At 63.6% G+C, this 22,860-nt stretch carries 22 protein-coding genes and 1 pseudogene; 13 read left to right on the top strand and 10 right to left on the bottom strand.

Features of this window, described 5'->3' with window-relative positions:
- The first annotated feature begins 64 nt into the window (after positions 1-64).
- The 3 genes from SC1_RS17860 to SC1_RS17850 are packed head-to-tail and all read left to right on the top strand — an operon-like array spanning position 65 to position 2,153.
- The gene (locus SC1_RS17860; protein ID WP_062185624.1) at positions 65-589 is read left to right on the top strand and encodes a hypothetical protein; all 525 of its coding nucleotides are present in this window, start codon (positions 65-67) and stop codon (positions 587-589) included.
- A gap of 11 nt (positions 590-600) precedes the next feature.
- Complete coding sequence (locus SC1_RS17855; protein WP_062185622.1) at positions 601-1,239, top strand: isochorismatase family cysteine hydrolase; 639 nt, start codon at positions 601-603, stop codon at positions 1,237-1,239.
- Positions 1,236-2,153 (top strand): alpha/beta fold hydrolase, encoded by a 918-nt coding sequence (locus tag SC1_RS17850; RefSeq protein ID WP_062185620.1) that lies wholly within the window; start codon positions 1,236-1,238, stop codon positions 2,151-2,153. Before SC1_RS17855 ends, SC1_RS17850 begins: the two co-directional genes overlap by 4 nt.
- A 46-nt stretch (positions 2,154-2,199) precedes the next feature.
- Here the strand turns inward: SC1_RS17850 and SC1_RS17845 are convergent, their stop codons facing one another.
- Together SC1_RS17845 and SC1_RS17840 are read right to left on the bottom strand one after the other, a co-directional pair.
- Positions 2,200-3,513 (bottom strand): epoxide hydrolase family protein, encoded by a 1,314-nt coding sequence (locus tag SC1_RS17845; protein ID WP_062185618.1) that lies wholly within the window; start codon positions 3,511-3,513, stop codon positions 2,200-2,202.
- 24 nt (positions 3,514-3,537) lie between these two features.
- Positions 3,538-4,803: a carbohydrate porin gene (locus tag SC1_RS17840; protein ID WP_062185616.1), complete on the bottom strand. Its 1,266-nt coding sequence runs from the start codon at positions 4,801-4,803 to the stop codon at positions 3,538-3,540.
- 229 nt (positions 4,804-5,032) lie between these two features.
- Here SC1_RS17840 and SC1_RS17835 point away from each other — a divergent pair, with 229 nt between their 5' ends.
- The 4 genes from SC1_RS17835 to SC1_RS17820 are packed head-to-tail and all read left to right on the top strand — an operon-like array spanning position 5,033 to position 8,200.
- A complete protein-coding gene (locus SC1_RS17835; protein WP_083435979.1) occupies positions 5,033-5,977 on the top strand; it encodes an enoyl-CoA hydratase/isomerase family protein in 945 nt (314 codons plus the stop codon).
- Positions 5,974-6,699: a hypothetical protein gene (locus SC1_RS17830; RefSeq protein ID WP_202966828.1), complete on the top strand. Its 726-nt coding sequence runs from the start codon at positions 5,974-5,976 to the stop codon at positions 6,697-6,699. The genes SC1_RS17835 and SC1_RS17830 overlap by 4 nt, the downstream gene beginning before the upstream one ends.
- A gap of 23 nt (positions 6,700-6,722) precedes the next feature.
- Positions 6,723-7,310: an NADPH-dependent FMN reductase gene (locus SC1_RS17825; protein WP_062186933.1), complete on the top strand. Its 588-nt coding sequence runs from the start codon at positions 6,723-6,725 to the stop codon at positions 7,308-7,310.
- A 20-nt stretch (positions 7,311-7,330) separates the two neighbouring features.
- Positions 7,331-8,200, top strand: a complete 870-nt coding sequence (locus SC1_RS17820) for an MFS transporter (protein ID WP_062185614.1) — start codon at positions 7,331-7,333, stop codon at positions 8,198-8,200.
- Positions 8,201-8,319: 119 nt separating this feature from the next.
- Here SC1_RS17820 and SC1_RS17815 read toward each other — a convergent pair whose 3' ends face one another.
- The 4 genes from SC1_RS17815 to SC1_RS17800 all read right to left on the bottom strand — a co-directional run bounded on the left by SC1_RS17815 (position 8,320) and on the right by SC1_RS17800 (position 12,950).
- Complete coding sequence (locus SC1_RS17815) at positions 8,320-10,548, bottom strand: triacylglycerol lipase (RefSeq protein WP_062185612.1); 2,229 nt, start codon at positions 10,546-10,548, stop codon at positions 8,320-8,322.
- A 144-nt stretch (positions 10,549-10,692) separates the two neighbouring features.
- Positions 10,693-10,902 (bottom strand): hypothetical protein, encoded by a 210-nt coding sequence (locus tag SC1_RS22590; protein ID WP_168707824.1) that lies wholly within the window; start codon positions 10,900-10,902, stop codon positions 10,693-10,695.
- Positions 10,903-11,115: 213 nt separating this feature from the next.
- Positions 11,116-11,862 carry a LytTR family DNA-binding domain-containing protein gene (locus SC1_RS17805; protein WP_238586769.1) on the bottom strand — a complete coding sequence of 249 codons (747 nt, stop codon included), beginning with the start codon at positions 11,860-11,862 and terminating at the stop codon, positions 11,116-11,118.
- A complete protein-coding gene (locus SC1_RS17800; protein ID WP_062185608.1) occupies positions 11,859-12,950 on the bottom strand; it encodes a sensor histidine kinase in 1,092 nt (363 codons plus the stop codon). The genes SC1_RS17805 and SC1_RS17800 overlap by 4 nt, the downstream gene beginning before the upstream one ends.
- Before the next feature lie 206 nt (positions 12,951-13,156).
- Here SC1_RS17800 and SC1_RS17795 point away from each other — a divergent pair, with 206 nt between their 5' ends.
- The 6 genes from SC1_RS17795 (at position 13,157) to SC1_RS17770 (ending at position 19,437) form a co-directional block, all read left to right on the top strand.
- Positions 13,157-14,140, top strand: coding sequence for an aspartyl protease family protein (locus SC1_RS17795; RefSeq protein WP_062185606.1), 984 nt, complete (start codon positions 13,157-13,159; stop codon positions 14,138-14,140).
- A gap of 28 nt (positions 14,141-14,168) precedes the next feature.
- Positions 14,169-15,326, top strand: a complete 1,158-nt coding sequence (locus SC1_RS17790; RefSeq protein ID WP_062185604.1) for a hypothetical protein — start codon at positions 14,169-14,171, stop codon at positions 15,324-15,326.
- Between the two features lie 28 nt (positions 15,327-15,354).
- The gene (locus tag SC1_RS17785) at positions 15,355-16,209 is read left to right on the top strand and encodes a hypothetical protein (protein WP_062185602.1); all 855 of its coding nucleotides are present in this window, start codon (positions 15,355-15,357) and stop codon (positions 16,207-16,209) included.
- On the top strand, positions 16,209-18,128 hold the full coding sequence (locus SC1_RS17780) for a TonB-dependent receptor domain-containing protein (RefSeq protein WP_062185600.1): 1,920 nt from the start codon (positions 16,209-16,211) through the stop codon (positions 18,126-18,128). The genes SC1_RS17785 and SC1_RS17780 overlap by 1 nt, the downstream gene beginning before the upstream one ends.
- A 31-nt stretch (positions 18,129-18,159) precedes the next feature.
- Complete coding sequence (locus tag SC1_RS17775) at positions 18,160-18,819, top strand: hypothetical protein (protein WP_062185598.1); 660 nt, start codon at positions 18,160-18,162, stop codon at positions 18,817-18,819.
- Positions 18,820-18,882: 63 nt separating this feature from the next.
- Positions 18,883-19,437: a hypothetical protein gene (locus SC1_RS17770; RefSeq protein ID WP_062185596.1), complete on the top strand. Its 555-nt coding sequence runs from the start codon at positions 18,883-18,885 to the stop codon at positions 19,435-19,437.
- 129 nt (positions 19,438-19,566) lie between these two features.
- On the opposite strand, the pseudogene ahpF reads toward SC1_RS17770, so the two are convergent.
- The 4 genes and pseudogenes from ahpF to SC1_RS17750 all read right to left on the bottom strand — a co-directional run bounded on the left by ahpF (position 19,567) and on the right by SC1_RS17750 (position 22,688).
- Positions 19,567-21,124 (bottom strand): annotated as a pseudogene (gene ahpF / locus SC1_RS17765) (alkyl hydroperoxide reductase subunit F).
- A 123-nt stretch (positions 21,125-21,247) separates the two neighbouring features.
- Positions 21,248-21,811 carry an alkyl hydroperoxide reductase subunit C gene (gene ahpC, locus SC1_RS17760; RefSeq protein ID WP_062185594.1) on the bottom strand — a complete coding sequence of 188 codons (564 nt, stop codon included), beginning with the start codon at positions 21,809-21,811 and terminating at the stop codon, positions 21,248-21,250.
- A gap of 142 nt (positions 21,812-21,953) precedes the next feature.
- On the bottom strand, positions 21,954-22,247 hold the full coding sequence (locus tag SC1_RS17755) for a hypothetical protein (RefSeq protein ID WP_056369387.1): 294 nt from the start codon (positions 22,245-22,247) through the stop codon (positions 21,954-21,956).
- Positions 22,248-22,418: 171 nt separating this feature from the next.
- Entirely contained in the window at positions 22,419-22,688 is a 270-nt protein-coding gene (locus tag SC1_RS17750; RefSeq protein WP_056369389.1) for a hypothetical protein, read from the bottom strand.
- Between the last annotated feature and the right edge of the window lie 172 nt (positions 22,689-22,860).

Here is a 22,860-nt window from a genome sequence, read left to right as displayed (position 1 = left end):
CTCGGCGCGGACCACTTCGGCAGCCCGCGCGACGATGCCGCTCCCCTCGGCAAAGGATAGAGATATGGCCAATCCCGAAATCGTCGATTCCAGCTTCACCGCGATCATCAACGCCCCGATCGACAAGATCGACCTGCCCGCTTGGGCCTTTTCGCTCCCCGAACATGAATATCAGGGCTGTTCGCCCGCGCATGTTGCAGCGGGCGCCACCACCGCGCCCGACGGCCGGCGCATGTCGATCAACGTCGAGATCATCGGCGGAACCTTGATGGTGCAGCATTATATCGAGACGCTCGCCGAAATGGACCATCTGGTTCTGGAATCGGTGTCCGATATCTTCCCGCCCGCGGGCCGTACGACGATCCATGTGAAATGGGAGCTCAGCGTCAAGGATATGGGCGACGGCCGCTGTGAATTCACCAATCATGTGCAGACGCATGCGACCGACGAATTCCTGACCTATCTCGATCGGCAGGGCATCCCGTTCGAAGCCTTTGCGGCACAGCGCAAGCCGATGTCGCTCGCGCACAACGCCGGCGAAACGCCGCTCTTTGCCGAGAGCATCGAACGCTTCGCGCTGCGCGGCTGAGGAGACGAGTCATGGCATTGCCGACCTACAAGCGGGCGTCGACCGCGCTGCTTTTCATCGATCCTTACAACGACTTCCTGTCCGAAGGTGGAAAGGCCTGGCCGCGCGTCGGGCCGATCGCCGAGGAGATCGGACTGCTCGACAATCTGCGCGCGATCGTCGCGGCCGTTCGCAATGCCGGCATCCAGGTCGTCATCGCGCCGCACCGCCGCTGGGAGCCCGGAGATTACGAGGATTGGGATCATCCCAATCCGACGCAGATCGGGATCATGAGCCGGCACAGCTTCGCGCGCGGCGAGTGGGGCGGCGAATGGCATCCCGACTTCGTCCCGGAATCCGGCGATATCGTTGCCAAGGAACATTGGGGACAAAGCGGCTTCGCCAATACCGACCTCGATCAGCAGCTGCGCCAGCGCGGAATCACGCACGTCATCCTGATCGGTCTTCTCGCCAATACCTGCGTCGAATCGACAGGGCGCTATGCGATGGAAATCGGCTATCATGTCACGCTGGTTCGCGATGCGACCGCCGCCTATTCGAAGGAGATGATGCACGCGGCGCACGAACTCAACGGACCGACCTATGCGCATGCGATACTGACCACCGCAGAGCTGCTTGAGGCGATCGCCGCCGCCGGGGTGGATCGATGAGCGCGGCAGCCTTGCTCACGGCGGCGGCACTCGCATCGTCACCGGTGACCTATCAGCGCGTCGAGGTCGACGGCACGGGCATCTTCTATCGCGAGGCCGGACCGAAGGATGCGCCGGTCATCGTCCTTCTTCATGGCTATCCTTCCTCGTCGCGGATGTACGAGCCGCTGCTTCGCCGCCTGTCGGGGCGCTACCGGTTGATCGCGCCGGACTATCCGGGGTTCGGTCACAGCGATGCGCCGCCGCCCGATCGATATTCCTACACCTTCGATCATCTCGCCGAGACGACCGAGGAGTTTCTGAAAGCGCTCAGGATCGACCGCTACACCTTGTTTCTTCAGGATTATGGCGGTCCGGTCGGCTTTCGCGTCGCGATGAAGGCTCCCGGCAAGGTGCAGGCGATCATCGTCCAGAACGCCAATGCCTATTCCGAGGGGCTCGGCGTAAAATGGGCGGCGATTGCGGATTATTGGGCCGATCGTGCCGCCCACGCCGAGCAGGTCGACAAGTTCATGTCGCTCGAAGGAGCGAAGCAGCGACACTTAGGGCTCAGCCCCAACCCGGAACGCTATGATCCCGACAGCTGGACCGACGAATATGCCTTTCTGTCGCGCCCGGGACAGCGTCAGATCCAGGCCGATCTGCTTTACGACTATCGAACCAACGTCGCCTCCTATCCGGTCTGGCAGGCGTGGCTGCGCGAGCTTCGCCCGCCGCTGCTCGTGATGTGGGGGCGTTATGATCCCTCGTTCATCGTCCCGGGCGCCGAGGCGTATCGACGCGACGTTCCGGGTGCCGAAATCCACCTGCTCGACGCAGGACATTTTGCGCTCGACGAAAAGGCCGGCGAAGTCGCCGGCCTGACTCTCGATTTCCTCGATCGCCACCTCGGGGAACCTAACCCCCGTCCCTGAGGACAGGTGAGGGGAGGGGCCGGCGATCCGGTCCCTCCCAATTCGGTCAGCGCAGCGACTTGAAGGTCGCGCGCAGTTCCGACGTGAACGCCGCCGGCTGTTCCCATGCCGCGAAATGTCCGCCCTTGGGCAAGCGGTTATAGTGGATCAGCTTCGGATAGGCTTTCTCCGCCCAGCTTTGCGGCGCGGTGTAAATCTCGTCCGGAAAAGCGCTGACGCCCATCGGAATCTTGACGCCCTTCGGCGCGAAGAAGGGCAGCTTGCTCTCCCAGTAGAGCCGCGCCGAGGAGACGGCGGTGCCGGTCAGCCAATAGAGGGTGACATTGTCGAGGATATCGTCGCGCGACAGCCCTTCGGCGGCGCCGTCGAAAATGCGCGCGATCAGGTCCTGGCTCCGCGCGTCGTGATCGAGCATCCACGCGGCGAGCCCGATCGGCGAATCTTCGAGTGCGTAGAGCGTCTGCGGCCGCCCCGCCATCTCCTGCGCATAGCCGAGGCCATGCTTGTAGAAGAAGTCGAGCTGGTCGTAGGCATATTTCTCGTCGGCGGTCAGCCCTTCCGGGGCCGCACCGCCCGCCGCCAGCGCCTTGGCGATATCGTCGGGAACCGTCGCCGGCATGTTGGTGTGGACGCCGACGAGTTCGGGCGGCGCGATCAGTGCCATCTGTTCGGTCACCGCATTGCCCCAGTCGCCGCCCTGCGCGACATAGTGGTTGTAGCCGAGCCGCTTCATCAGCACGATCCATGCCTTGGCGATGCGGATCGGATCCCAGCCGAGTTCGGTGGGCTTGCCCGAAAAGCCGTGCCCCGGAAGCGAGGGAATGACGACATCGAAGGCGTCGGCCGCGGTGCCGCCGAACGCGGTGGGGTTGGTCAGCGGTTCGATGACCTTCGTCTGTTCGATGATCGATCCCGGCCAGCCGTGGGTGATGATGACGGGCAGGGCGTTCGCATGTTTGGAACGGACGTGGATGAAATGGATGTCGACGCCGTCGATATTGGTGATGAATTGCGGATGGGCGTTCAGCTTTGCCTCGCCCTTGCGCCAGTCATGCTCCTTCTCCCAATAGGATGCGAGCTTGCGCATCGTCGCGAGCTTCACGCCTTGCGACGCGTCGGGGACGAGTTCCTCGCTCGGCCATTTGGATGCCGCGATACGGCGTTTGAGGTCGGCAAGGGCGGCCTCGGTCGCACGGAATTTAAACGGGCGGATGCCGGCGCCGCCCGATCCGGATGCGCCCGACAGGGCTTCGCCCACTGCATCGCTAGCCTGCGCCCAGACGGGCATGATCAGGCTCGATCCGACCGCTGCGGAGGCAAGGAAATTTCGCCTCCCGAGCAAATTATGGAAAATGGACATGCTATTTTCTCCTTCGTTGAAAAATCAGAGGCGCAGCACCGCCTTGAGCCCCGCGACGCCGACCGCGCGCGCATCGCGGCGGCCGCCGGGATGGTGGATCCACTGGACATTGGGGCGGAGGTCGAGCCAGCCGACCGGCCTGAAGCCGTAGAAAAGCTCGAATACATATTCGGCGCCGCGCGGCGGCTTTCCGGCGAGGCGTTCGGCTCGCTCGATCCAATTGTTGACGTGCGTTCGGGCGACACCGAAACCGATCATATCGCCCGCGACGCCCGGCAGCGGGTCGTGCACGAACAGCCCGGCGACGATCTGGTTGTCGATGCGCGACGTGCGGCGATCGGCGGCAAGGGCGTTGAAGAAGATACTGATGCCCGAGGTGCTGGCGCCGCGCGCCGAGCGACCGCTGAGCTGCTGCTCGACCGCCAACCAGACGCCATGCGCCGATCCTCGTTGCATCGGCGGGCGGCCGGTCAGGATTGCGGGTTCGCGGTCGACGTCGAGGTACAGGTCGGGCGCATCGGCGGTGCTGATCCAGCCGCCGATCTTGTAGCTGCCCACCGGCCCGCCATCGCCGCCGCGTGTCAGTCCGAGCTCGATCGGGATCAGTGCGCCGGTTGCGCCTTTGAAACGCCCGATGGTGAAGCTCTTGTCGAGGTTGCGAGGATTTTCCTCATAGATGCCGATCTGTGCGTAGGCACCGCGATGCGCCGCCCGCAGCCGTAGCCCCCATTGGCTGACGGGCCAGTTGTACCAATAGTCGGTGACGATATTGCCCGGCTGTGAGCCGCAGAAGCTGAGGTTCTGGAAAGAGCAGGAAAAGGCGGAGAAGTCTTCGCTCGGTGCCGTTCGGCCGGCCTTCACTGCGATGGCGCCGTTCGCAAAGCGCTGCTCGTACCAGAATTGCGTCAGGCGCCAGGTCCGGCCACGGCCGTAGATCTCCTGTACTTCCTGAAGCGTGCCGAGCCCCGCCTTCGCATCGAGCTGCGGACCGTGGCGGTAGGTAATCGTCGCCTGAAAGCTGCCGTCCGTACCCGCAATCCGCTGCATGTCGAACCGGAGCCGGACGCCGAACTCGCCGGTCTCGGTCACATCCGGCCGTTGACCGCCGCGAAAATTCCAGGCGGTCTCGGCAACATAATGGCCGGTAAGCTCGACCCCCGCATCGGCGAGGCGAGGGCGAAGGCCCAGCATGTCGCCTGCCATCGCGGGCGCAACCGCCGTTTCGTCGTCGATTTCCTGCGCCTGTGCGGCTGCAGTGATCGACGATGCTATCAGAAGCGGTGCAACCATCTGTCTGGCGGAAAATGTCACGAACGAGCCCTCTGTCCACCGATCGGTTTTCCGATCGGCTTGGATGTGGCGTGGGGGGCGTGGGCGGCCATTGTCCGATGGTATTCATAGACCTTGGTATCGGATCGCTGTCCGGCGCCGGTCCTTGATACCAAGGTCCAATTTGGCGCGTCCGGCGGCCGTCCATCTATCCATCCGAACCCACCAGTTTCGGGAAGGATGGATTATGATGATTGCAGGGAAAATTTCCGCGGCTTTCGCGCTGGCGTCGCTCGCGGTCACGGGCGCGGCCGAAGCGAAACCCAAAGTCGCCGCAGCGGCGCCGGCAGCCGAGAGCGAGCAGTTTCGGATCACCAAGGTTACACCGGCCTATTGGCGGGTCACGATCGACAAGCCGCCCTTCAACATCTACGGCCCGGATTCGATGGCGCCGCTGAACCGCGTCATCACCGCGATCGAAACCGATCCCGCGCTAAAGGTCGTCGTATTCGACAGCGCGATCCCCGGCTTCTTCCTGACGCATTATGATTTCACGGTTCCGCTCGACCAGACGACGAGCATGCCGCCCGGACCGACCGGCCTGCCCCAGCTCCCCGACATGCTCGTCCGGCTTAGCAAGGCGCCCGTCGTATCGATCGTGTCGATCCGCGGGCGCGCCACCGGAGTCGGCAGCGAATTGTCGTTGGCGAGCGACATGCGTTTTGCCAGCCGGGAAAAAGCGATCCTCTCGCAGTTCGAGATCGGCGCCGGCTTCGCGCCGGGCGGGGGTCCGATGGCGCGGCTTCCGCGTCTCGTCGGCCGCGGCCGCGCGCTCGAAATACTGCTCAGCGGCAACGACATCGGCGGCGAACTCGCCGAACGCTATGGCTATGTGAACCGCGCGCTCCCCGACGCCGAGCTCGACGGCTTCGTTGACACGCTCGCGCGCCGCATTGCTTCGTTCGACAAACAGTCGATCGGGCAGATCAAGGCGCTGGTGAACGAGGCGAGCCTGCCGCCCGACGAAGCGATTGGCGCCGAATGGGCGGCCTTTCTTGAATCGGTCCAGCGCCCGGCGGCGCAGGAACTGATCGGTGGCTTGCTGAAGGCGGGGCTTCAGACGAACGCCGACGTCGAAACCAATCTCGCCAAATATACCGGCGAGGCGAATGTTCAGCGGAATGCGGGACAATGACGGTGCATCCGCAGCTCGCCGAGGCGCTCGACGCGCATGGCGGTGTCGATCGCTGGCGGCGCTTCGACTCGCTGTCGGCGACGATCATCACCGGCGGTGAATTCTGGGCGATGAAGGATGTCGTTCAGGATTCCGATCCGCGCCGCAGTACCGTCGATCTCCGCCGCGAATGGGCGACGCTCAATCCTTACGGCAATTCCGACTGGACGTCGGTCTTTACCCCCGATCGCATTGCGATCGAGGATCGCAGCGGAGCGGTCATCGCTGAGCGGCTCGAGCCGCGCGCGGCATTCGCGGGGCATGGCATGACGACGCCATGGGATCCGCTCCACCGCGCCTATTTCAACGGTTATGCGCTGTGGACCTATTTCAACGCGCCGTTCATTCTCGCCGATCCCGATTTCGCGATTGAGGAAATCGCGGCGATCGAGTCCGAGGGTGAAACCTGGCGCGGCTTGCGGGCCATCTTTCCCGATCGGATCGCGACCCATAGCATTGCTCAGGACTTCTATTTCGGCGCCGACGGCCTGTTGCGCCGCCACGACTATCATGTCGACATCGCGGGTGGCTTCGCCGGTGCCCATCTCTTGTCCGATTATGTCGATGTCGACGGGATCAAGCTGCCGACCCGTCGTCGGGCCTATCAGCGCAATGACGACCTCAGCGTGCGCTTCGACCCGCTGATGGTTTCCATCGACCTAAGCGATTTTAGCTTCGGCTGAACATTCTGGAAGGAGTGAGCGACATGGGGAAGCCCCGGATTGCAATCATTATGAGCACGACGCGCGCTACGCGCTTTGCCGACAAGCCGGCCCAATGGATCCACGATCTTGCGGTGGCGCGCGGTGACATGGATGTCGAATTGGTCGATCTGCGCGACTATCCGATGCCCTTTTTCGACGAGCCGGCATCGAACGCCTATGTCCCCTCGGCGAACGAGGTGGCGCAGCGCTGGCAGGAAAAGGTCGGCGGGTTCGACGGCTACATCTTTGTCACCGCCGAATATAACCACGGTATCTCCGGGGTCCTGAAGAACGCGCTCGACTACGCCTATCCCGAATGGGCGCGCAAGCCGGGCGCCTGCCTCGGATATGGCAGCGTTGGCGGCGCGCGCGCGTGCGAGCAGTTGCGGCTGGTCATGGTTGAACTGCAGATGGCGCCAACCCGCAACGGCGTGCACATCCAAGGCGGCGATTTCTTCGACGCGCTCCAGAACGGCCGCGATATTGCGAGCCTTCCCTACATCGGGCCGAACGCCGAACTGATGCTGGACGAGCTGCACTGGTGGGCCATCGCGCTTTCAACCGCGCGCGCCGCGGCGCCAACTACCTGATCCAATCCAGGAGACTATCGATGGGGTTGGCTCTCGCGCTGTTTATCGCGTTCGCTGTGATCGAGACCCGTGTTGCCCGGCCGATGCTGGACCTCGGCCTGTTTCGCTATCGGCAGTTTGTTGGTGTTCAACTTCTCGCGGCAGCTCCCGCCTACGGCTTCGTAGTGCTTCTGATCCTGCTGCCGATCCGCCTCGTCGGAATTGATGGAATGTCCGCCCCGGAAGCAGGCCGGACCATGCTCGCCATGTCGGCGCCGCTGCTCGTCCTGCCGCTGCTCGCGGGATCGCTGGCCCGCTGGCTGTCACCAGCGATACTCTGCGGCTTCGGCCTCTTGATCGCCAGTGTGGGCCTCTTTTGGCTTGGTCAAATTCCGATTCGTGCCGGGATCGCCGCAATCGCACCGGCCCTCCTTGTCATCGGCGTTGGCATCAGCTTCCCGTGGGGACTGATGGACGGGCTCGCGGTCAGCGTAGTGCCAAAGGAACGAGTTGGTATGGCTGCAGGCATCTTCGGGACCGTTCGCGTCGCCGGCGAGGGCATTGCGCTGGCGCTGGTCACGGCTCTTCTCAACGCCCTGGCGCAATCGCACGTCTCAGAGCTCGTACCGCAGAGCACGAGTTCTTCTGCCATCGCACAGCGGCTTGCGGCGGGCGATCTGACGGGTGCCTCCGCGCTCGCTCCACAGCTGTCGCCGTCGACATTGCTCGCCGGCTACAGTGATGCGTTCGGCACGCTCACGCTGTGCCTCGCCACCGTCACGCTAGCTACGGCGGTAGTCGTGTTCCTCTCGTTGAGGACACCGGCTGCCAAACAGGACCAAGTGGCACTGCTTCAATCCACCAAATCCACCGTATCGACTGACCCTGGACAGATATCCATCGAGACATGAGATCAACTGATATGAAAGCAAGCGGACGTTTCATGCCGTCCGTACGAGAGCCTGGCGATCGTCAGCTATCTTGGATCCACGCCCGAAAGCCGCCGGTCTGAAAGCGGCCATTAGAGCCTCTATCGGATGGCGTTCGACCAGGTGGAGAGGATGATCTCGCGATCGGCGCGGTCCTTGCTTTCGAGTGTCAGTTTCCAGCTTCCCTTAGTGGTTGCGCGGTCGATGAAGATTGAACGGAAGATCTGGTTCGCCTCCGGAGTGTCGCTCCTGTTGCTGGCGACGACTTGGCCTTTGTCATCGATCAGCGTCGCGGACACGCTGTTCGCGGCTAGGAAAGTCATGCCGAAATTGCTCGCTTCTTCGACAGGGATCGTGATGGTCAGCGTCTGACCGGGCGCGATGAGGAGAATCTTCGAAAAGTCGGGCGTGGTTGATCCGCTCTCATCTTCCGGCCCCTCGACGCCGAGCAGCATGAGGCGCGCCGGTGCCCGAGCGCTTCCAGCGGTCGCTGCGGATTTCGACGCGCTCCCCGACTGTTCGCCGGGGCCGAGCGCAATGCGCGGCATCACGAACGTAGAGAAGGGGCCGGTCTCGGTCATGCTCGTGTGCAGAACGGCCTGCGTTTCATTGTCCGCGATCATCCACTTCGCCGATGGCTCGGCGACCACGCCATCGCTCCGTGTGAGCATCCGGCACACGGGGGGCAGGGGGTTGCCGGCAAGAACCGAGAAGAGGACGCCCTTGCGATCGACGGTCTCCGCGTTGAACTTCATCACATTGATCGGCCGCAGTTCGCGCAGGGCCTCCATCGGTCTCCCGGCGAGCTCCAGCGGGATGCTCATCAGGTCGGCGCAGCTGCTCCCCCTGTTGGGTGTTCCGAGCATCACCAGGTGCGATATCTGGGGCTTGCCGTCGGGATAGGTTGGCATCGTCGCGTGGATATAGCGCCGGCTGATCAGGCCGCCCATCGAGTGCGCGACAAGGTCGACATGCCACGCATTGCGGTCCTTTTGCGCGTAGCGGACATAATTGCCGAGCTCGACGGCATTTTGGGCGATCGTGTTGGTGGGACCGAAGTTGCCCATCTCATCGCCGGTGTTCATCCGCCCATGTTCCGGTTTCTCGCCGACGGGAAAGGCCTTCCAGTCAAAGCTGTGGCTGGTGGTCAGGATATTCTGCCAAGGCTCCCACGCGCGCCAGTTGGACCAGAGGCCGTGAACGAGCACGAGCGGTTTCGGCGAAACTTTCAGATTGCGCGTCATGTCGTCGACCTTCTTCCCCTTGTCCTCGACCTCGGCCTTGATACGCTGCATGAGCCGCGGCCGGCCGTCGTCGAACCAGGCATAGCCCGAGCTGTCCCACTTGAACTGCACTTCGCGCTGCTGGCCTGCCGGCACGGTGACCGAGACTTCGCCGAGCAGGCCGTCGGGCTTGGCGCCGTCCCATTTGTCGCCCTTGTAGGTGTCACGGAACTTCACCGTCGCCGATTTCTCGTCGGGGCTGTCGTTTGCGACGACTGCTGTCAGGCGCACGATATTGCCATCGATCGTGCCAACCTGCTCGACGATCTCTTTCCAGGCGTCCCAGGTGGGAAAGCGCATGTCCTCGAACTTCACATCGACGAGGCGCAGATCGCCACCGCAGCGACGCAGGTTCCAGCGCAGCGACTCGGTCACACCATAGGAGGTAACCGAGTGCGCGCCTGTCAGGCGGTTGGGATCGGATGGCTGCATCCGGTCTTCGCCGCTGCTCGAGAAGCGCATCGCGTCGATCGTGGTGGGCATGTCTGCAATCTTCTGGTTCGTGGCCTCCTTCGATTTGCACTGGCCACTGAAGCTTGCCGAATTCGATCCCGAGGCGGTGCCTTGGAACTCGGGCAGCCGGACGCTGACGCTATAGGTGCCGTCGCTATCGGTCGTGATGTCCACGCCCGCCTCGAGGCCGCTTGCGTTACCGCGTCGCTCGCTCTTGCTCACAAACTGCCCCGACATCTGGCGCATCGTACGCTCGTGCGGACAGATCATCTGGTCGTTGGAGTTTATGGTTTCGGTCGCCGTCGCGTTGAGATTTATATTCGCCGTGCCGAGGCTGTATTCGCCATCGGGCGCCGGCCGGACCGCGACATGCGCGACATAGTCGTCGTTGATCGAGCTGTTGGTCGTCTCGGTGCCCTTGCCCGAAACCCGCTTGACTGTTTTGGAGTCGCTGCTCGCCTGGTGACGCGAATATTCCACCGTTCCCGCCCAGCCAGCCGTGCATTGGGCGGCCGCTGCGGCTGCCACCGGGGCGGCCGCACCCGACAGCGTCAATCCGATCGCAAGGGCCGGCAAGGTGCGCATGATCGTCATGGGAAAATCCTCTGGATGCTGCTGCGCGTTTCGGGCCGCAGGGAGCTGCGAAGCTGCTCGCATCAAATTTCTTCTGGGGTTGCGCGGCGGCAGGCGTGGCGGAGTGCCGGGAGGGGGCTCGTCGGCGCTCCGCTGCCGACGCGATCAGCCTTCCGGTTTTGCCTCGGCTTTTGCGCGGGCTTCGGGCTTGGCCTCGGCCTTGGCGCGCGCCTCGGGCTTTGCTTCGGCTTTCGCGCGGGCCTCCGGCTTGGCTTCGGCCTTGGCATGGGCTTCGGGCTTGGCTTCAGCCTTCGCCAATACGGGCATCGGCATGCCGAGCGCGATCGCAGCGGCGAGGAAGGGGAGTTTGCTCATCTTGGACTCCATCATCGTGAGGCTGAGCAGAGAGGCCGGCCCTTGCCGGGGTGGCGTGGGACGAACCGGCCATCTCTGCTCGCGGCTCGATGCCGCAACTGGCACGCTACGGGAGCGTCGATATCGACGCCCTGGGCTTGCTTCGAAACCGGATGATCGTGCGACATGACCGCCGTGGCATCGACCAAAGCGGACGCCGACGCGACGAAAATGTCAGGCGAGGCCGAGCCTCTCGAGCACGGCGCGGACATAGCTCGGCCCGACCTGAACGACCGCTCCATCTTCCATTTCGAGTGCGATGAGCCCCTTGCCGAGCCGCTGCACCGCTTTCACGAGCGCGGGCCGGATGAAGGTTGATCGATGGACACGCATGATCTGCGCGGGGTCAAGCAACTGCTCCAGCGCCGTCATCGAAATACGGTGGATGTAGCTGCGCGTAGCAGTGTGGAGCAGCACATAGTCGCGGGCGGCCTCGACCCATTCGATCTGCGCCACGGGGAGGCGGAGGTTGCCGCTCGCGACCTGGACCCAGATGGCCTCTTCCCGCGCGTCCGCTGGCGAAGCGTTCGCTATACGGTCGGCCGCGTCGCGCATCGCCCGCCGCCGCCGCGCCCGTTCGACTGCCTGGCGGAGCCGGTCGAATCGCACGGGTTTAAGCAGATAGTCGGCGGCATCGACCTCGAACGCATCGGGCGCATATTGTTCGAAGGCGGTGACGAAGATGATTTCGGGGCGCGGATCGGCGACGAGATCGGCGGCAACGCGGATGCCGCTTTTCTGGGGCATCGAGATGTCGAGCATCACGAGGTCGGGCCTGAGCTTGGCAATCCGGTCTTCTGCCTCTTCGCCGGTCGAAGCCGTGCCGACGACCTCGACATCGTCGATGTCTCCGAACAGCGTTTCAAGACGCCGCAGCGCAAGCGGCTCGTCGTCGACGAGCAGGACGTGCAGCGTGCTCATGCCGCTAACTCGTTGCGCCGTTCGAGCGGCAGTCGCGCGATCGCAAGAAAGCCGCGTTCGCGTTTCAGCGTTTCGAGGCTGCCCTTCGCACCATAGAGCGTTTCGAGCCGCTGGCGGACGTTGGCGATACCGACGCCGGTGCCGGGCCGTGCATCCTTTTCCTGTCCGGCGCCATCGTCCTCGACCGAGACGAGCAGCATGTCGGCGTCGCTCGACGCTTCGACCTTGATCGTCACCGGCACCGCGGATGGTGCGAGCGCATATTTGATCGCATTCTCGATCAACGGCTGGAGGAGGAAACCTGGCACCAGCGCGCTGTTAAGCGCGGGCGGGCAGACAAATTCGACCGCGAGCCGCTCGCCGAAGCGTACGCTCTCGATCTCGAGATAATGTTGCAGCGTCGCGAGCTCGTCCTCGAGCGGTAGCAAGGCATCGGGCTGCGACGACAAGGTCGCGCGCAGGAACTCGGACAGCTTGGCAAGCATCGCATCGGCGGTGCGATATTCCTTCGTGACAATCAGCGACGAGATCGCATTGAGCGTGTTGAACAGGAAATGCGGGTTGAGCTGGTAACGCAGCGCCGCGAGGCTGGCAGCGCTTGCGGCGGCCTCGGCGCGGCTCGCTGCTTCGCGAGCCACGGCAAGCTCCAGTTCGCGCTCACGCGTCAGCTTGTTCGCCTCGATCACGGTGAAGGCGGCGCCGAGCAAGGCGAACTGCCAGACGAGCGCGATGAAATTGTTCGTCGCGCGCAGCGCGAACGGCGCGGATTGTTGCGGTGATACGACGAGCCGCCCGATCCATTCGCCGGTCGAAGCGTCGATCAGCGCCAGCGACCCCGACGCGAGGATCACCGCCGCGCCCATCGCGGCGAGGCGGACGACGGTATTGCGGCGGCGCGTGGCCCGGACCGCCCAATAGACGCCGCCCGACAGCAGCGCGCCCATCACGCAGATGTTGATGACCGAGACGGTGACATAGATGCCTGCACCGCTGAACAGGTGATAGGGGATGATGTAGAGTACCCCGGACAGGATCCAGGTCGCGGCAACCAGAGAGATGGTCTGGCGGTGTTCGGGCTTCAGCGGCATGGCAATTCCAATGTGTAGTTCGCGCCGAGCATAAAGGAAGGGTGCGCGGTTGGCGTCCTGCCTCGTCGCACTGGCGTCGGCCTTCGTCGCGCGGCAATCGACTCCGGCGAATCAGTATCGGCCTTCGTCGCACAGGCGTGGAACACCCGCCCTCTTCGCCATAGCCGGACCCTGTTCGCGGCACTTGGCCGCCAGGAGATTCCTTCATGGCACTCACCCGTTACCGTCACAGCCTGATTGCCTTCGGCCTGCTCGGCGCCCTGATCATCGCCGAGCAGGCGCGCGCGGCTCCCTCCGAGCTGCCGACGAGCATGCGCGCAGCGGCGGCGCCTGCCGCCGCTGCGTCGAACACACGGCAGCCGCTTGAAGTCCTACCCTCGGGGCATCCGGTCGTACGGGTAAGTATCGATGGCGCGGAACCTAAACGCTTCGTCATCGACACGGCCGCAAGCAGCACGACGATCATGCCGAAGCTGCGGGCAGAGATGCCCGGCCTCGTCGCCAAGCTTTCGGACACTCCGCTCAATGGAGCCGCAGGAAGAAGCGATGTCGAAACGACAGTCGTCAGGCAGGTTGCAGTCGCCGGGCACGTGTTCAACTCTCCCGAGCTCATGCTTCTACCCCCCGGGCCGACCGACCATCTCGGCGTCGACGGGATATTGGGCGCGGATATCATCGCCGACTTTACGGTCGAGCTGGATATGCCCGGTGGCCTTTGGCGGATGACGCCGAAACTTGAAGCCGGGATGCTCGAGGGACTTTCCGCGTCGGTGCCCTTCGTCCTCGACGATATGCGCGCACCGCGCCTGACGATCCGTCTCAACGGCGTCGAAGTCCCCGCCATTCTCGACACCGGCGCGCGCGGGACGATCATCAATTGGGCGGCGGCGAAGGCGATCGGGCTCACCCCCGACAGCCCCGGTCTCGCCAAGGCGTCGGACATCAAGGGCGCGACCAACCATGCCATGCCGAGCGTCGAAGCGCCGATCGACGCGCTCATGATCGGCGATGCGATGGTTGCGGGCCGCAAGGTGCGCGTCGCCGACCTTTCGATCTTCAAGGTGCTGGGGTTCGCCCCCGAACAGCCCGCGGTGATCCTCGGGATCGATATGTTCGCCGACCGGCGCTTCGTCATCGATCACCCGGGACTGCGGCTCCACGTCTCGCCGCCGATTCTGCCGACATCCTAACAGCCCTGACGATCGGGAGAAGGCCATCATGAAAAAGACACTGACCCGCGGCGCCGCGCTCGGCGCGCTCGCCATCGCCGCGACCGCTGCCTTCGCGCAGCAGGCGCCCAAACCGAAGATCGAGGCCGTCTATTGGCTGTCGGCCGAAACCGTTTCGGGCATGGCAACTGGTCAGCCCGCGGGCGTCGCGAAGAATCTCTCGCTCCAGCTCGGCTCGGGGCGGAGCAACACGGCTCCCAACGCCGAGCATCTGCCGCCGCAGGGGCTGCGCGCCGGCGAGCGCCTTCCGCTGGTCTCGCCGGGCAAGGGCGTGCCCAAAACCGACGCCAACCCCGATTACCGGCCCGGAACGCCGGACAAGCCCAAAGGACGGATCGAGCTATATTGGGGCTGCGGCGAAACCGCTCCCTCGGGACAGCCGGTGGTCATCGACCTTGCGACGATGAGACCCGGCGCCGCATCACCCTTTGGCGCGATTCCCAATGTGAAGGCAATGGTACCGCCGTCGGCGGGGCGCCATGCGACCTATGGCGAGTGGCCAGGGGGCAAGAATGGCACTCGCGTCCCACGCGACGCCTCGCTCGTCGGCGATCATGTCGTGCAGGGCAATTACTCGCCCGAGATGCGCTTCGCCGTCGCCGGCGGCAACGACTTCCTTGCGCCGCTCGCGCCGCAAAGTGCCAACCTCGCGTCGGGCGCGGTCAAGGTCAGCTGGCCCGCGCTCGCCAATGCCCGCGGCTACATCATGACTGTGACGGGCGCGCGCGAGGATGGCACGATCGTGATGTGGACGTCGAGCGCGGTGCGCATGCCCGGCATGGCGCTGCCCGACTATCTCGAACAATCCGACATCGCGCGGCTCGTCCAGCAACGCATCCTCCTCGCGCCCGCGACCAGTGAATGCATCGTCCCTTCGGCGGTGGGCAAAGCGTCGGAATCGGCGATGCTGATGATGACCGCCTATGGACCCGAGGCCAATTACGGATCGCCGCGCGAAGCGCCGCTAGGCTGGGGCGTCAAGCTGCGCACCAAGGCCACGCATATGGGCATGCTCGGCGTCGATCTCGCGTCGCTGATGAGCGGAGGCGACGGCGAAAGCGACGCCCCGGCGAGCGAAGGGAAACCCAAAAAGAAACGCGGTCTGTTGCGCGGCGTCATCGGCGGCGCGCTGGGCCTGCCCGGCTAAGCCTCGAAACATCAAGAAAGTTCGATCGATGAAATCTTCCTTCCTGAAACTGGCCCTTCTCGGGCTGCTCGCCGTAGCGCCCGCCATTCCCGCAGCGCATGCCGCGGCGGGCGACAGCCGGGCACCGAAGAAACTGATGGAGCGTTGGGCGGCTGCAACGCCGCATCCCGGGGCTGGTCTGCCCGGCTGGTATTCGAAGACGCCCGACGTCCACGTCCATCAGCCCCGGAATCTCGCGAAGATACCGATCGCCGAGATCGACCTGCTGCGCCGGCGCGCGATGGTCGCCTTCAATGCGCTGATGCAGCAACCCTCGCTCCGCGACGTGCGCGGCACCAGCCTGCACGCCGACATCAACATCTCGGTCGTGCCGACACTCGATGGCGTCCGGTTGGTCGGCGCGACCTTCACTATCCGGGCCAAAAGCGTGATCGATGGCGACCCTGACACGATCCAGCGCGACGGACGTTATCTCACTCCATCGGAAGAGGGCGCGGTGCTTAGCGTCTTCCTCAATCCCTATGACATGATGGCGCGCCGACAGGTGCAAGCCGAGGGCGTGCAGCACCAAAGCTTTCAGGTGCGAACCGGGTCCGCCTTCGGTGTGTATGTCGCCGACCGGCTCCCCGAGTATGATCCCAATTCGGAATATGCCTGGGGTCCGCGGCCGCTTGCGCTGCAACTGCAGCACGACCGAAGCTGGTATCAGCCGGGCGCTGCGGGCGTCCATCCGCTGCTCGCCCACATGTCGAGCTATTCGCACGAAAATGACGACCTGCGCAGCGACCGGCTGAGCCCCGAGCGCCCCGCCGCTCGTCTCGCCGCGGCGATGTTCATGACCGATTGGGTAGATGTGCAACGCCGCATGAAGGAGACAAATTGATGAGCCGCTTGATCCTGACGACGCTCGGGCTCGCGCTTGCCGCCGCACCGGCCACGTCCTTGGCCCAGCGCACCGACGACAATGCGACGACCAGCGCCGAGGATGCTTTCGGTACCTCGATCGGCGGCGAGCAGATCGGCATCTATAACCCGAACTATGTCCGGGGCTTTTCGGCCGCGGAGGCGGGAAACATCCGCCTCGACGGGCTCTACATTGACCAGCAAGCGGCCTTTTCCGATCGGCTGATCGGAGGCTTGCAGATGCGCGTCGGCCTGTCGGCGCAAGGGTATCCCTTTCCGGCGCCCACCGGAATCGCCGAATATGAGCTGCGCCAACCCAGCGCGAAAAGGCTGCTCAGCGTCAGCGGGCGCCTCGGGCCGTTCGGATCGAAGGTTCTCGAACTCGACGCGCAAGTGCCGGTCACCGACCGGCTGTCGATCGGCGCGGGCTATGGACTGGTGTCCGACCGCAATCACACCGGCGGTGCGGCCGAATTTCGCACGGCTGCGCTGATTGCACGGTGGGAACCGGTCGACGGCGTCGAAATCATGCCTTTTTGGAGCCGCGTCGGGATCGCCGACGAGGAACTCCCGCCGTTGCTGCTGACCGCTGGAGACTTTCTGCCGCCGCGGCTCGAGCGCGTGAAGCGAATCGGACAGAAATGGGCGGCCAACGACGGCGAAACGATCACCGCGGGTCTGGCCACCACGTTGAAAAGCGGAGGCTGGACGCTGAAGGCCGGCGCATTTCGTTCGATCCTCGATCTTGACCGCTCGCACACCCAGCTGTTTCTTAATGTTCGACCTGACGGGACCGCCGATGAGGTTGTCATCGCGGAACCCGGGCGCCGTTCGGCCTCGACGAGCGGCGAGGTGCGGCTGTCGCGCCGCTTCGCCGACGGGCCGCGGCTCCACACGCTCCACTTTTCGATCAAGGGTCGCGACCGGGCACGCGTCTATGGCGGCAGCAGTGAAATCTTTGTCGGCAACCATCCGATCGAAGATCCCGTCGACTTCCCCGAGCCCGTTTCAAATTTTGGTCCGCAGACGCGCGATACCGTCCGGCAGTGGACCGCGGGCATCGCCTATGAGGGACGTTGGAAGGACGTCGGCGAAGTGAGCATCGGCGTGCAGAAGACCGACTATAGCAAGCGCGTGTTCGGCCCCGACCTGCCCGTGATCACGACGAAGGATGCGCCGCTGCTGCTGAACGCGACCGCCGCCCTCTACGCTTCGCCGTCGCTCGCCTTTTACGGCAGCTACACCGAAGGGCTGGAGGAGAGCCCCGTCGCCCCCGGTCATGCGGTCAACCGCGACGAAGCGCCGCCGGCAATCCGAACGCGCCAAGTCGACGCCGGCCTTCGCTGGTCGATCGTCCCCGGGATCCGTCTGGTCGCGGGGGTGTTCGAAGTTACTAAGCCTTTCTATTCGCTCGACAATGCAAGGCTGTTCCGCCAACTCGGCGACGTGCGCCATCGCGGCGCCGAATTCTCGCTTTCGGGCCAGATCGCTCCGGGCCTGACCGCAATCGCCGGGACGGCGCTGATCGACGCCAGGCTGTCGGGCGACGCCGTCGATAGCGGGCTGGTCGGCCGGAAACCGCTCGCGAGCTTCGGCCGGCTTTCGACCGCGGTACTTGATTATCGGCCGACCTTCGCGCCCGCCGTCTCGGTCGACCTCGTCGTCGAAAGCACGTCGGACCGGGTCGCAAGCGCCGACGGCAAGCTTGTTATCCCGGCGCGTGCCATAGCGTCGGTCGGGGGCCGCTACCGGTTCAAGCTCGGCAAAGCGCCCGCAACCTTGCGTGTGCAGGTCGCGAACATCGGCAACAAATATGGCTGGGCGAACGGGTCCTCGGGTATCTACCTCTACAACCTTCCGCGCCGGCTGACCGCCACGCTGACAGCTGATTTCGGCTGACCTTTTCCAATCGAAATTTCCGGAGATCATCATGCAACGCATCTTGTGCGCGGCGCTTGCCGCCTCGGTTCTGCTAGCTTCGGCCGAAGGCGCGCATGCCCAAGGTTTTCTGAAGCGGCTCGCCGATCGCGCTGCGGAGAAGGTAGAGCAGAACGCGGAAAAGCTCGCCGGCGACATAATCAATGGATCGGCAAAACCCCGACAGGATGAGAGCTCGAATGACGAGGCACCTGTCCCTGTTGAGACTTCGCAGGAGCCGGCGTCGGTTCAGCCCGTTCCCGAAGCGCCCGCGCCAAAAGCACGTTACATCGACAGCCTCAAGACGCCACCCCACGTTGAAGCGAAGAAGGCCGAGTATAACAAGTTCGGTGAAGTGAGCTGCAACGACTGCGAAGGCGGAATCGAACTCGATGGCCGCCCGACCTTCCCGTTCGACGAGTTCAGCGGACGATATAATGAACGTGCCAAGCGCGCGGGAAGCTGGCCGATCGGCCACATCCACCGCTGGCAGGGTAGAGCCTCTAAGGGGACGTTGACCTTGATGTCGGAAGAGCGGGTCGACGGCTTTCAGTGCCGCCGGCTTGAATATCGGCTGGAGCGGGGCGGGTCTTCTGTCAGTCGGCCCGGCCTGATCTGCCTTGGACTGGCGAACAGCTCGTCGGATGTCGAAAACTGGCACGAGATATACTGAGCCGCCGGGGTCGACGACGGGCTAAGGCTCGCGAGAAAATCGGTTACAAAGCGAGGTTTTTTTATGAAGAATTTGGCCATTTTTACCGCCGTAACTGCGATCGCCGCGACCTCGGTGCTCCATGCTGAGGCAATTCCGGCAAGCGCCGCAGGTGTCTGGACGCAATCCAGCAGCGGCAAAGAGCTGGTACTTGTCCCGCGCATCAAACTCCAACCCAACGTCGGCGTGTCCTATGGCACCAGCCTGGGCGGCACCGCCGGCTATGGTTCGCCTACGCGCACCACGATCGTGACCGAACCGGCGTCGATGCGGGTGGCGCGTTCCATGACGCTTGAAATCGGGAAGGACGGACGTTTTACGTGGAAGATCGCCAAACGCCATGCCGAAAAGGAAGGCTGCTCGATGACGACGACGCAAGTGAAACATGGGCGCGTCAGTCAAGAGGGTGGCAAGACAATTTTCGCGGTCGAAAATGGCACGGAAAGCTTTGAATCAAGCTGTGGCCGCCAAGGTGGTTCGAAGCTCGCGCAGACGTCGGAGCAATATGACGTTCAAATTGGCGGTGGGCGAATGGTGTTGCAGAGCGGTGCGACCCGATGGACCTTCTTGCGGGGCTAGGTGCGAACCATTCAACGTCTGCTTTTGTCGGTTTCAACCCGAAAGCTGGCGGTCCGCAATCGGCCAAAAACGGCTGCATTTGGATTCTGTAGTTCCGACTTCAGCGGAGAAATTATCGGCCCAGTCACATCAAGCCGAGGAGCGGATTAGGTGATCGAACGCAGAGAGCGACGCCTTTGATCCTTCGCCCATCGCGATGACGATCTGCTTGTACGGCACGGTCGTCACGTCGCCCGCAGCAAATATACCGGGCTGGCTTGTCGCGCCGCGCGCGTCTACCTCGATCTCGCCGCGGTCGCTGAGCGCCACGGCGCTGCCCAGCCATTCCGTGTTCGGAATGAGGCCGATCTGGACGAAGATGCCTTCGAGTTCGACAAGATGTTCCTCATCCTTGTTGCGGTCGCGATAACGCAGGCCAACCACCTTCTCACCATTGCCGAGCACCTCGGTGGTGAGCGCTGACGTAATGATCGTGACATTGGCCAGGCTGCGTAGCTTTGTCTGGAGCACCGCGTCGGCGCGAAGCTGGCTATCGAACTCGATCAGCGTCACATGCGCGGCGAGCCCGGCGAGATCGATCGCCGCCTCAACGCCCGAATTGCCCCCACCGATCACCGCGACGCGCTTGCCCTTGAACAGCGGGCCGTCGCAGTGCGGGCAATAGGCGACGCCCTTGTTGCGATATTCGGCTTCGCCCGGGACGCCCATTTGGCGCCAGCGCGCGCCGGTCGACAGGATCACGGTCTTGCCCTTCACGCTCGCGCCGCTCTTGAGCTTCACTTCGTGGAGGCCGTGCGCGCCGCCGGGGATGAGCTCGGCGGCTTCCTGAACGTTCATGACGTCGACGTCATAATCCTTCACATGCGCCTCGAGCTGCGTGGCGAGTTTCGGGCCCTCGGTGTGCTGGACCGAAATGAAATTCTCGATCCCCAGCGTGTCGAGCACCTGCCCGCCGAAGCGTTCGGCGACGATGCCGGTGCGGATGCCCTTGCGCGCGGCATAGATGGCGGCCGCGGCGCCGCCGGGCCCGCCGCCGACGACGAGCACGTCGAACGGCTCCTTGGTGGCGATCTTCTCGGCCGCCCGCGCCACGGCGCCGGTGTCGAGCTTCGCGACGATCTGCGCGAGGTCCATCCGGCCCTGCCCGAAAAGCTCGCCGTTGAGGAAGACGGCGGGCACCGCCATCACCTTGCGGCGTTCGACCTCATCCTGAAAAAAGCGCGCCGTCGATCGCCGTGTGGCGGATGTTCGGGTTCAGCGCGGCCATGATGTTGAGCGCCTGCACGACGTCGGGGCAATTCTGGCATGACAGCGAGAAGAAGGTTTCGAAGACGAAATCGCCTTCCAGCGCACGCACCGCGTCAAGCAGTTCGGCCTCTTCTTTCGGCGGATGACCGCCGACATGGAGGAGCGCGAGGATCAGCGAAGTGAATTCATGCCCCATCGGCAGGCCCGCGAACATGGCTTCGGCGCGGCCCTCATCGGCGCGGATCGCGAAGGACGGGCGGCGGGCGTCGTCGCCGTCGAACCGCGCGGTGACGAGGTCCGACTGCGCCGCGACCTCTTCGACCAGGCTGCGCATCTCGGCCGACTTGGGCGATGCGTCGAGGCTTGCGACCAGCTCGATCGGTCGGCGAAGGTTGCCGAGATAGGTCTTGAGCTGGGAGGTCGTGTTGGCGTCGAGCATCGGCATGGGGAGAGCCTTTCGGACAGAAACAGGGGTTCGCCGCGGGGAACGGCGTCAGAATCTTTTGTTTTATGAAAAGCTGAGACCGGGCGGGCGCCGCCCGCCCGGTCCTCGCAAATCGGCTTAGATCTTGCCGACGAGTTCGATCGAGGGAGCCAGCGTTTCGGCGCCTTCTTCCCACTTCGCCGGGCAGACCTGGCCGGGGTTGGCGCGGACATAGACTGCAGCCTTGATCTTGCGGACGAGTTCCTCGGCATTGCGGCCGACGCCTTCGCTGGTGATTTCCATCACCTGGATCACGCCGTCGGGATCGACAACGAAGGTCGCGCGGTCGGCGAGGCCCGAATCTTCACGCAGCACGCCGAAATTGTTGGCGAGGACGTGGTTCTGGTCGCCGAGCATGTGATAGTTGATCTTCCCGATCGCGGGCGAGCTGTCGTGCCAGGCCTTGTGGCTGAAATGCGTGTCGGTCGACACCGAATAGACCTCGACGCCGAGGCCCTGAAGCGTGGCATACTGATCCGCGAGGTCTTCGAGCTCGGTCGGGCAGACGAAGGTAAAGTCGGCCGGATAGAAGAAGAAAACCGCCCACTTGCCTTTGGTGTCGGCGTCCGTCACGGGGACGAACTTGCCCTGGTAGTATGAGGTGGCGTTGAACGGCTTGATCGAGCTTCCGATGATACCCATGGGAGAGTGTTTCCTTTGTTTGCTGCACTGCAAAACGATTTGCAGAGGCGCATCTATGCACTCCGTCCCGGCGGCTCAATTCCAATTTTTCGGGTACAGTAATCGTCTCGGTCGATTAAAATGAGAGCTAAATTTCAACCGTTCAGCGAGAAGCTCGCCGCAAGCCGCACAGCATCTCGATCACCTCGGAGTCGAATGCGTCGGGGGCATGTGGCGCGATTTTGCGAAAGCGGCTCGCGCAATAGGCTGCGCGCGGCCCCAGTTCCGCAACATCTCTGAAGTTCAGCGCCGTCCCGGCATTCCCCCCGGCAAGGTCGGGCATGTTAGCGAGCACGGCGCGGACAGTAAAAATCGCTCCGGGACGAACCTGGGAGGGGTAGCAGTCGTGCCGGCTGACGCACAGCGCCAAGTCATCCACTCGCCAATCGTCCGTCATAATCAACCTCGTGGTTGTTACGCAGCATCTGCCAGAGGTTATCATATTTGAAGAGCAGTGACGAATCGCTTGCGCCATTGAAGGAATCCAGGGGGCGAGAGGAATGAGGACCGGTAGCAATCGGTCCAGATCAACATAGGCTTCCCGCCGCTGCGGCCGAGCGAAGGAACACTACCGTTCAAATGCCACTGATTCGGAGACTTCTAAAGGCGGATCGCACATCGCTGACAGCGCGCCAGAGCGGAATCCGGGAAGGCCCTTCAGGTGCTCGATCAGCAATTCCCATCCAACCAGCGCTTCATCGAACGTCCAGACTTTTCCGGCGACCCTGACGTCGCAACAGACCAGGTCGGTTGTGAGTTCGTCGCGCTTATAGAAGGTAACCTTCTGCACATCTGTGATGGGGAGCCGGGAAAGAAGCTCTGCGTCGATACAGGTCATGGGAACATGCCTCAAGATTCGCCCGCCGGGCTAAGTTTCGGGTTTCGAGAAACTGCGCCGCCCGATTGGGCAAGCCCGTGAGCGGCGGGTAAAATAAAACGCGTTTCCGTCGTCTCATGTTCCATTTTTTACGGCGCAAAAGAGAACAAAAGCCCAAAGGGGGAGCAGCGCG

The organism is Sphingopyxis sp. C-1 (assembly GCF_001047015.1).
Taxonomy (GTDB): domain Bacteria; phylum Pseudomonadota; class Alphaproteobacteria; order Sphingomonadales; family Sphingomonadaceae; genus Sphingopyxis.
Note: the sequence above shows the minus strand (reverse complement) of the source record. Positions and strands in the feature narration are given on the sequence as shown.

What these genes read in the sequence shown, in the direction of transcription:
- SC1_RS17860 (WP_062185624.1), top strand. Translation starts at nt 65, where the DNA reads ATGGCCAATCCCGAAATCGTCGATTCCAGCTTCACCGCGATCATCAAC.
- SC1_RS17855 (WP_062185622.1), top strand. Translation starts at nt 601, where the DNA reads ATGGCATTGCCGACCTACAAGCGGGCGTCGACCGCGCTGCTTTTCATC.
- SC1_RS17850 (WP_062185620.1), top strand. Translation starts at nt 1,236, where the DNA reads ATGAGCGCGGCAGCCTTGCTCACGGCGGCGGCACTCGCATCGTCACCG.
- SC1_RS17845 (WP_062185618.1), bottom strand. Translation starts at nt 3,513, where the DNA reads ATGTCCATTTTCCATAATTTGCTCGGGAGGCGAAATTTCCTTGCCTCC.
- SC1_RS17840 (WP_062185616.1), bottom strand. Translation starts at nt 4,803, where the DNA reads ATGGTTGCACCGCTTCTGATAGCATCGTCGATCACTGCAGCCGCACAG.
- SC1_RS17835 (WP_083435979.1), top strand. Translation starts at nt 5,033, where the DNA reads ATGATTGCAGGGAAAATTTCCGCGGCTTTCGCGCTGGCGTCGCTCGCG.
- SC1_RS17830 (WP_202966828.1), top strand. Translation starts at nt 5,974, where the DNA reads ATGACGGTGCATCCGCAGCTCGCCGAGGCGCTCGACGCGCATGGCGGT.
- SC1_RS17825 (WP_062186933.1), top strand. Translation starts at nt 6,723, where the DNA reads ATGGGGAAGCCCCGGATTGCAATCATTATGAGCACGACGCGCGCTACG.
- SC1_RS17820 (WP_062185614.1), top strand. Translation starts at nt 7,331, where the DNA reads ATGGGGTTGGCTCTCGCGCTGTTTATCGCGTTCGCTGTGATCGAGACC.
- SC1_RS17815 (WP_062185612.1), bottom strand. Translation starts at nt 10,548, where the DNA reads ATGACGATCATGCGCACCTTGCCGGCCCTTGCGATCGGATTGACGCTG.
- SC1_RS22590 (WP_168707824.1), bottom strand. Translation starts at nt 10,902, where the DNA reads ATGAGCAAACTCCCCTTCCTCGCCGCTGCGATCGCGCTCGGCATGCCG.
- SC1_RS17805 (WP_238586769.1), bottom strand. Translation starts at nt 11,862, where the DNA reads ATGAGCACGCTGCACGTCCTGCTCGTCGACGACGAGCCGCTTGCGCTG.
- SC1_RS17800 (WP_062185608.1), bottom strand. Translation starts at nt 12,950, where the DNA reads ATGCCGCTGAAGCCCGAACACCGCCAGACCATCTCTCTGGTTGCCGCG.
- SC1_RS17795 (WP_062185606.1), top strand. Translation starts at nt 13,157, where the DNA reads ATGGCACTCACCCGTTACCGTCACAGCCTGATTGCCTTCGGCCTGCTC.
- SC1_RS17790 (WP_062185604.1), top strand. Translation starts at nt 14,169, where the DNA reads ATGAAAAAGACACTGACCCGCGGCGCCGCGCTCGGCGCGCTCGCCATC.
- SC1_RS17785 (WP_062185602.1), top strand. Translation starts at nt 15,355, where the DNA reads ATGAAATCTTCCTTCCTGAAACTGGCCCTTCTCGGGCTGCTCGCCGTA.
- SC1_RS17780 (WP_062185600.1), top strand. Translation starts at nt 16,209, where the DNA reads ATGAGCCGCTTGATCCTGACGACGCTCGGGCTCGCGCTTGCCGCCGCA.
- SC1_RS17775 (WP_062185598.1), top strand. Translation starts at nt 18,160, where the DNA reads ATGCAACGCATCTTGTGCGCGGCGCTTGCCGCCTCGGTTCTGCTAGCT.
- SC1_RS17770 (WP_062185596.1), top strand. Translation starts at nt 18,883, where the DNA reads ATGAAGAATTTGGCCATTTTTACCGCCGTAACTGCGATCGCCGCGACC.
- ahpC (WP_062185594.1), bottom strand. Translation starts at nt 21,811, where the DNA reads ATGGGTATCATCGGAAGCTCGATCAAGCCGTTCAACGCCACCTCATAC.
- SC1_RS17755 (WP_056369387.1), bottom strand. Translation starts at nt 22,247, where the DNA reads ATGACGGACGATTGGCGAGTGGATGACTTGGCGCTGTGCGTCAGCCGG.
- SC1_RS17750 (WP_056369389.1), bottom strand. Translation starts at nt 22,688, where the DNA reads ATGACCTGTATCGACGCAGAGCTTCTTTCCCGGCTCCCCATCACAGAT.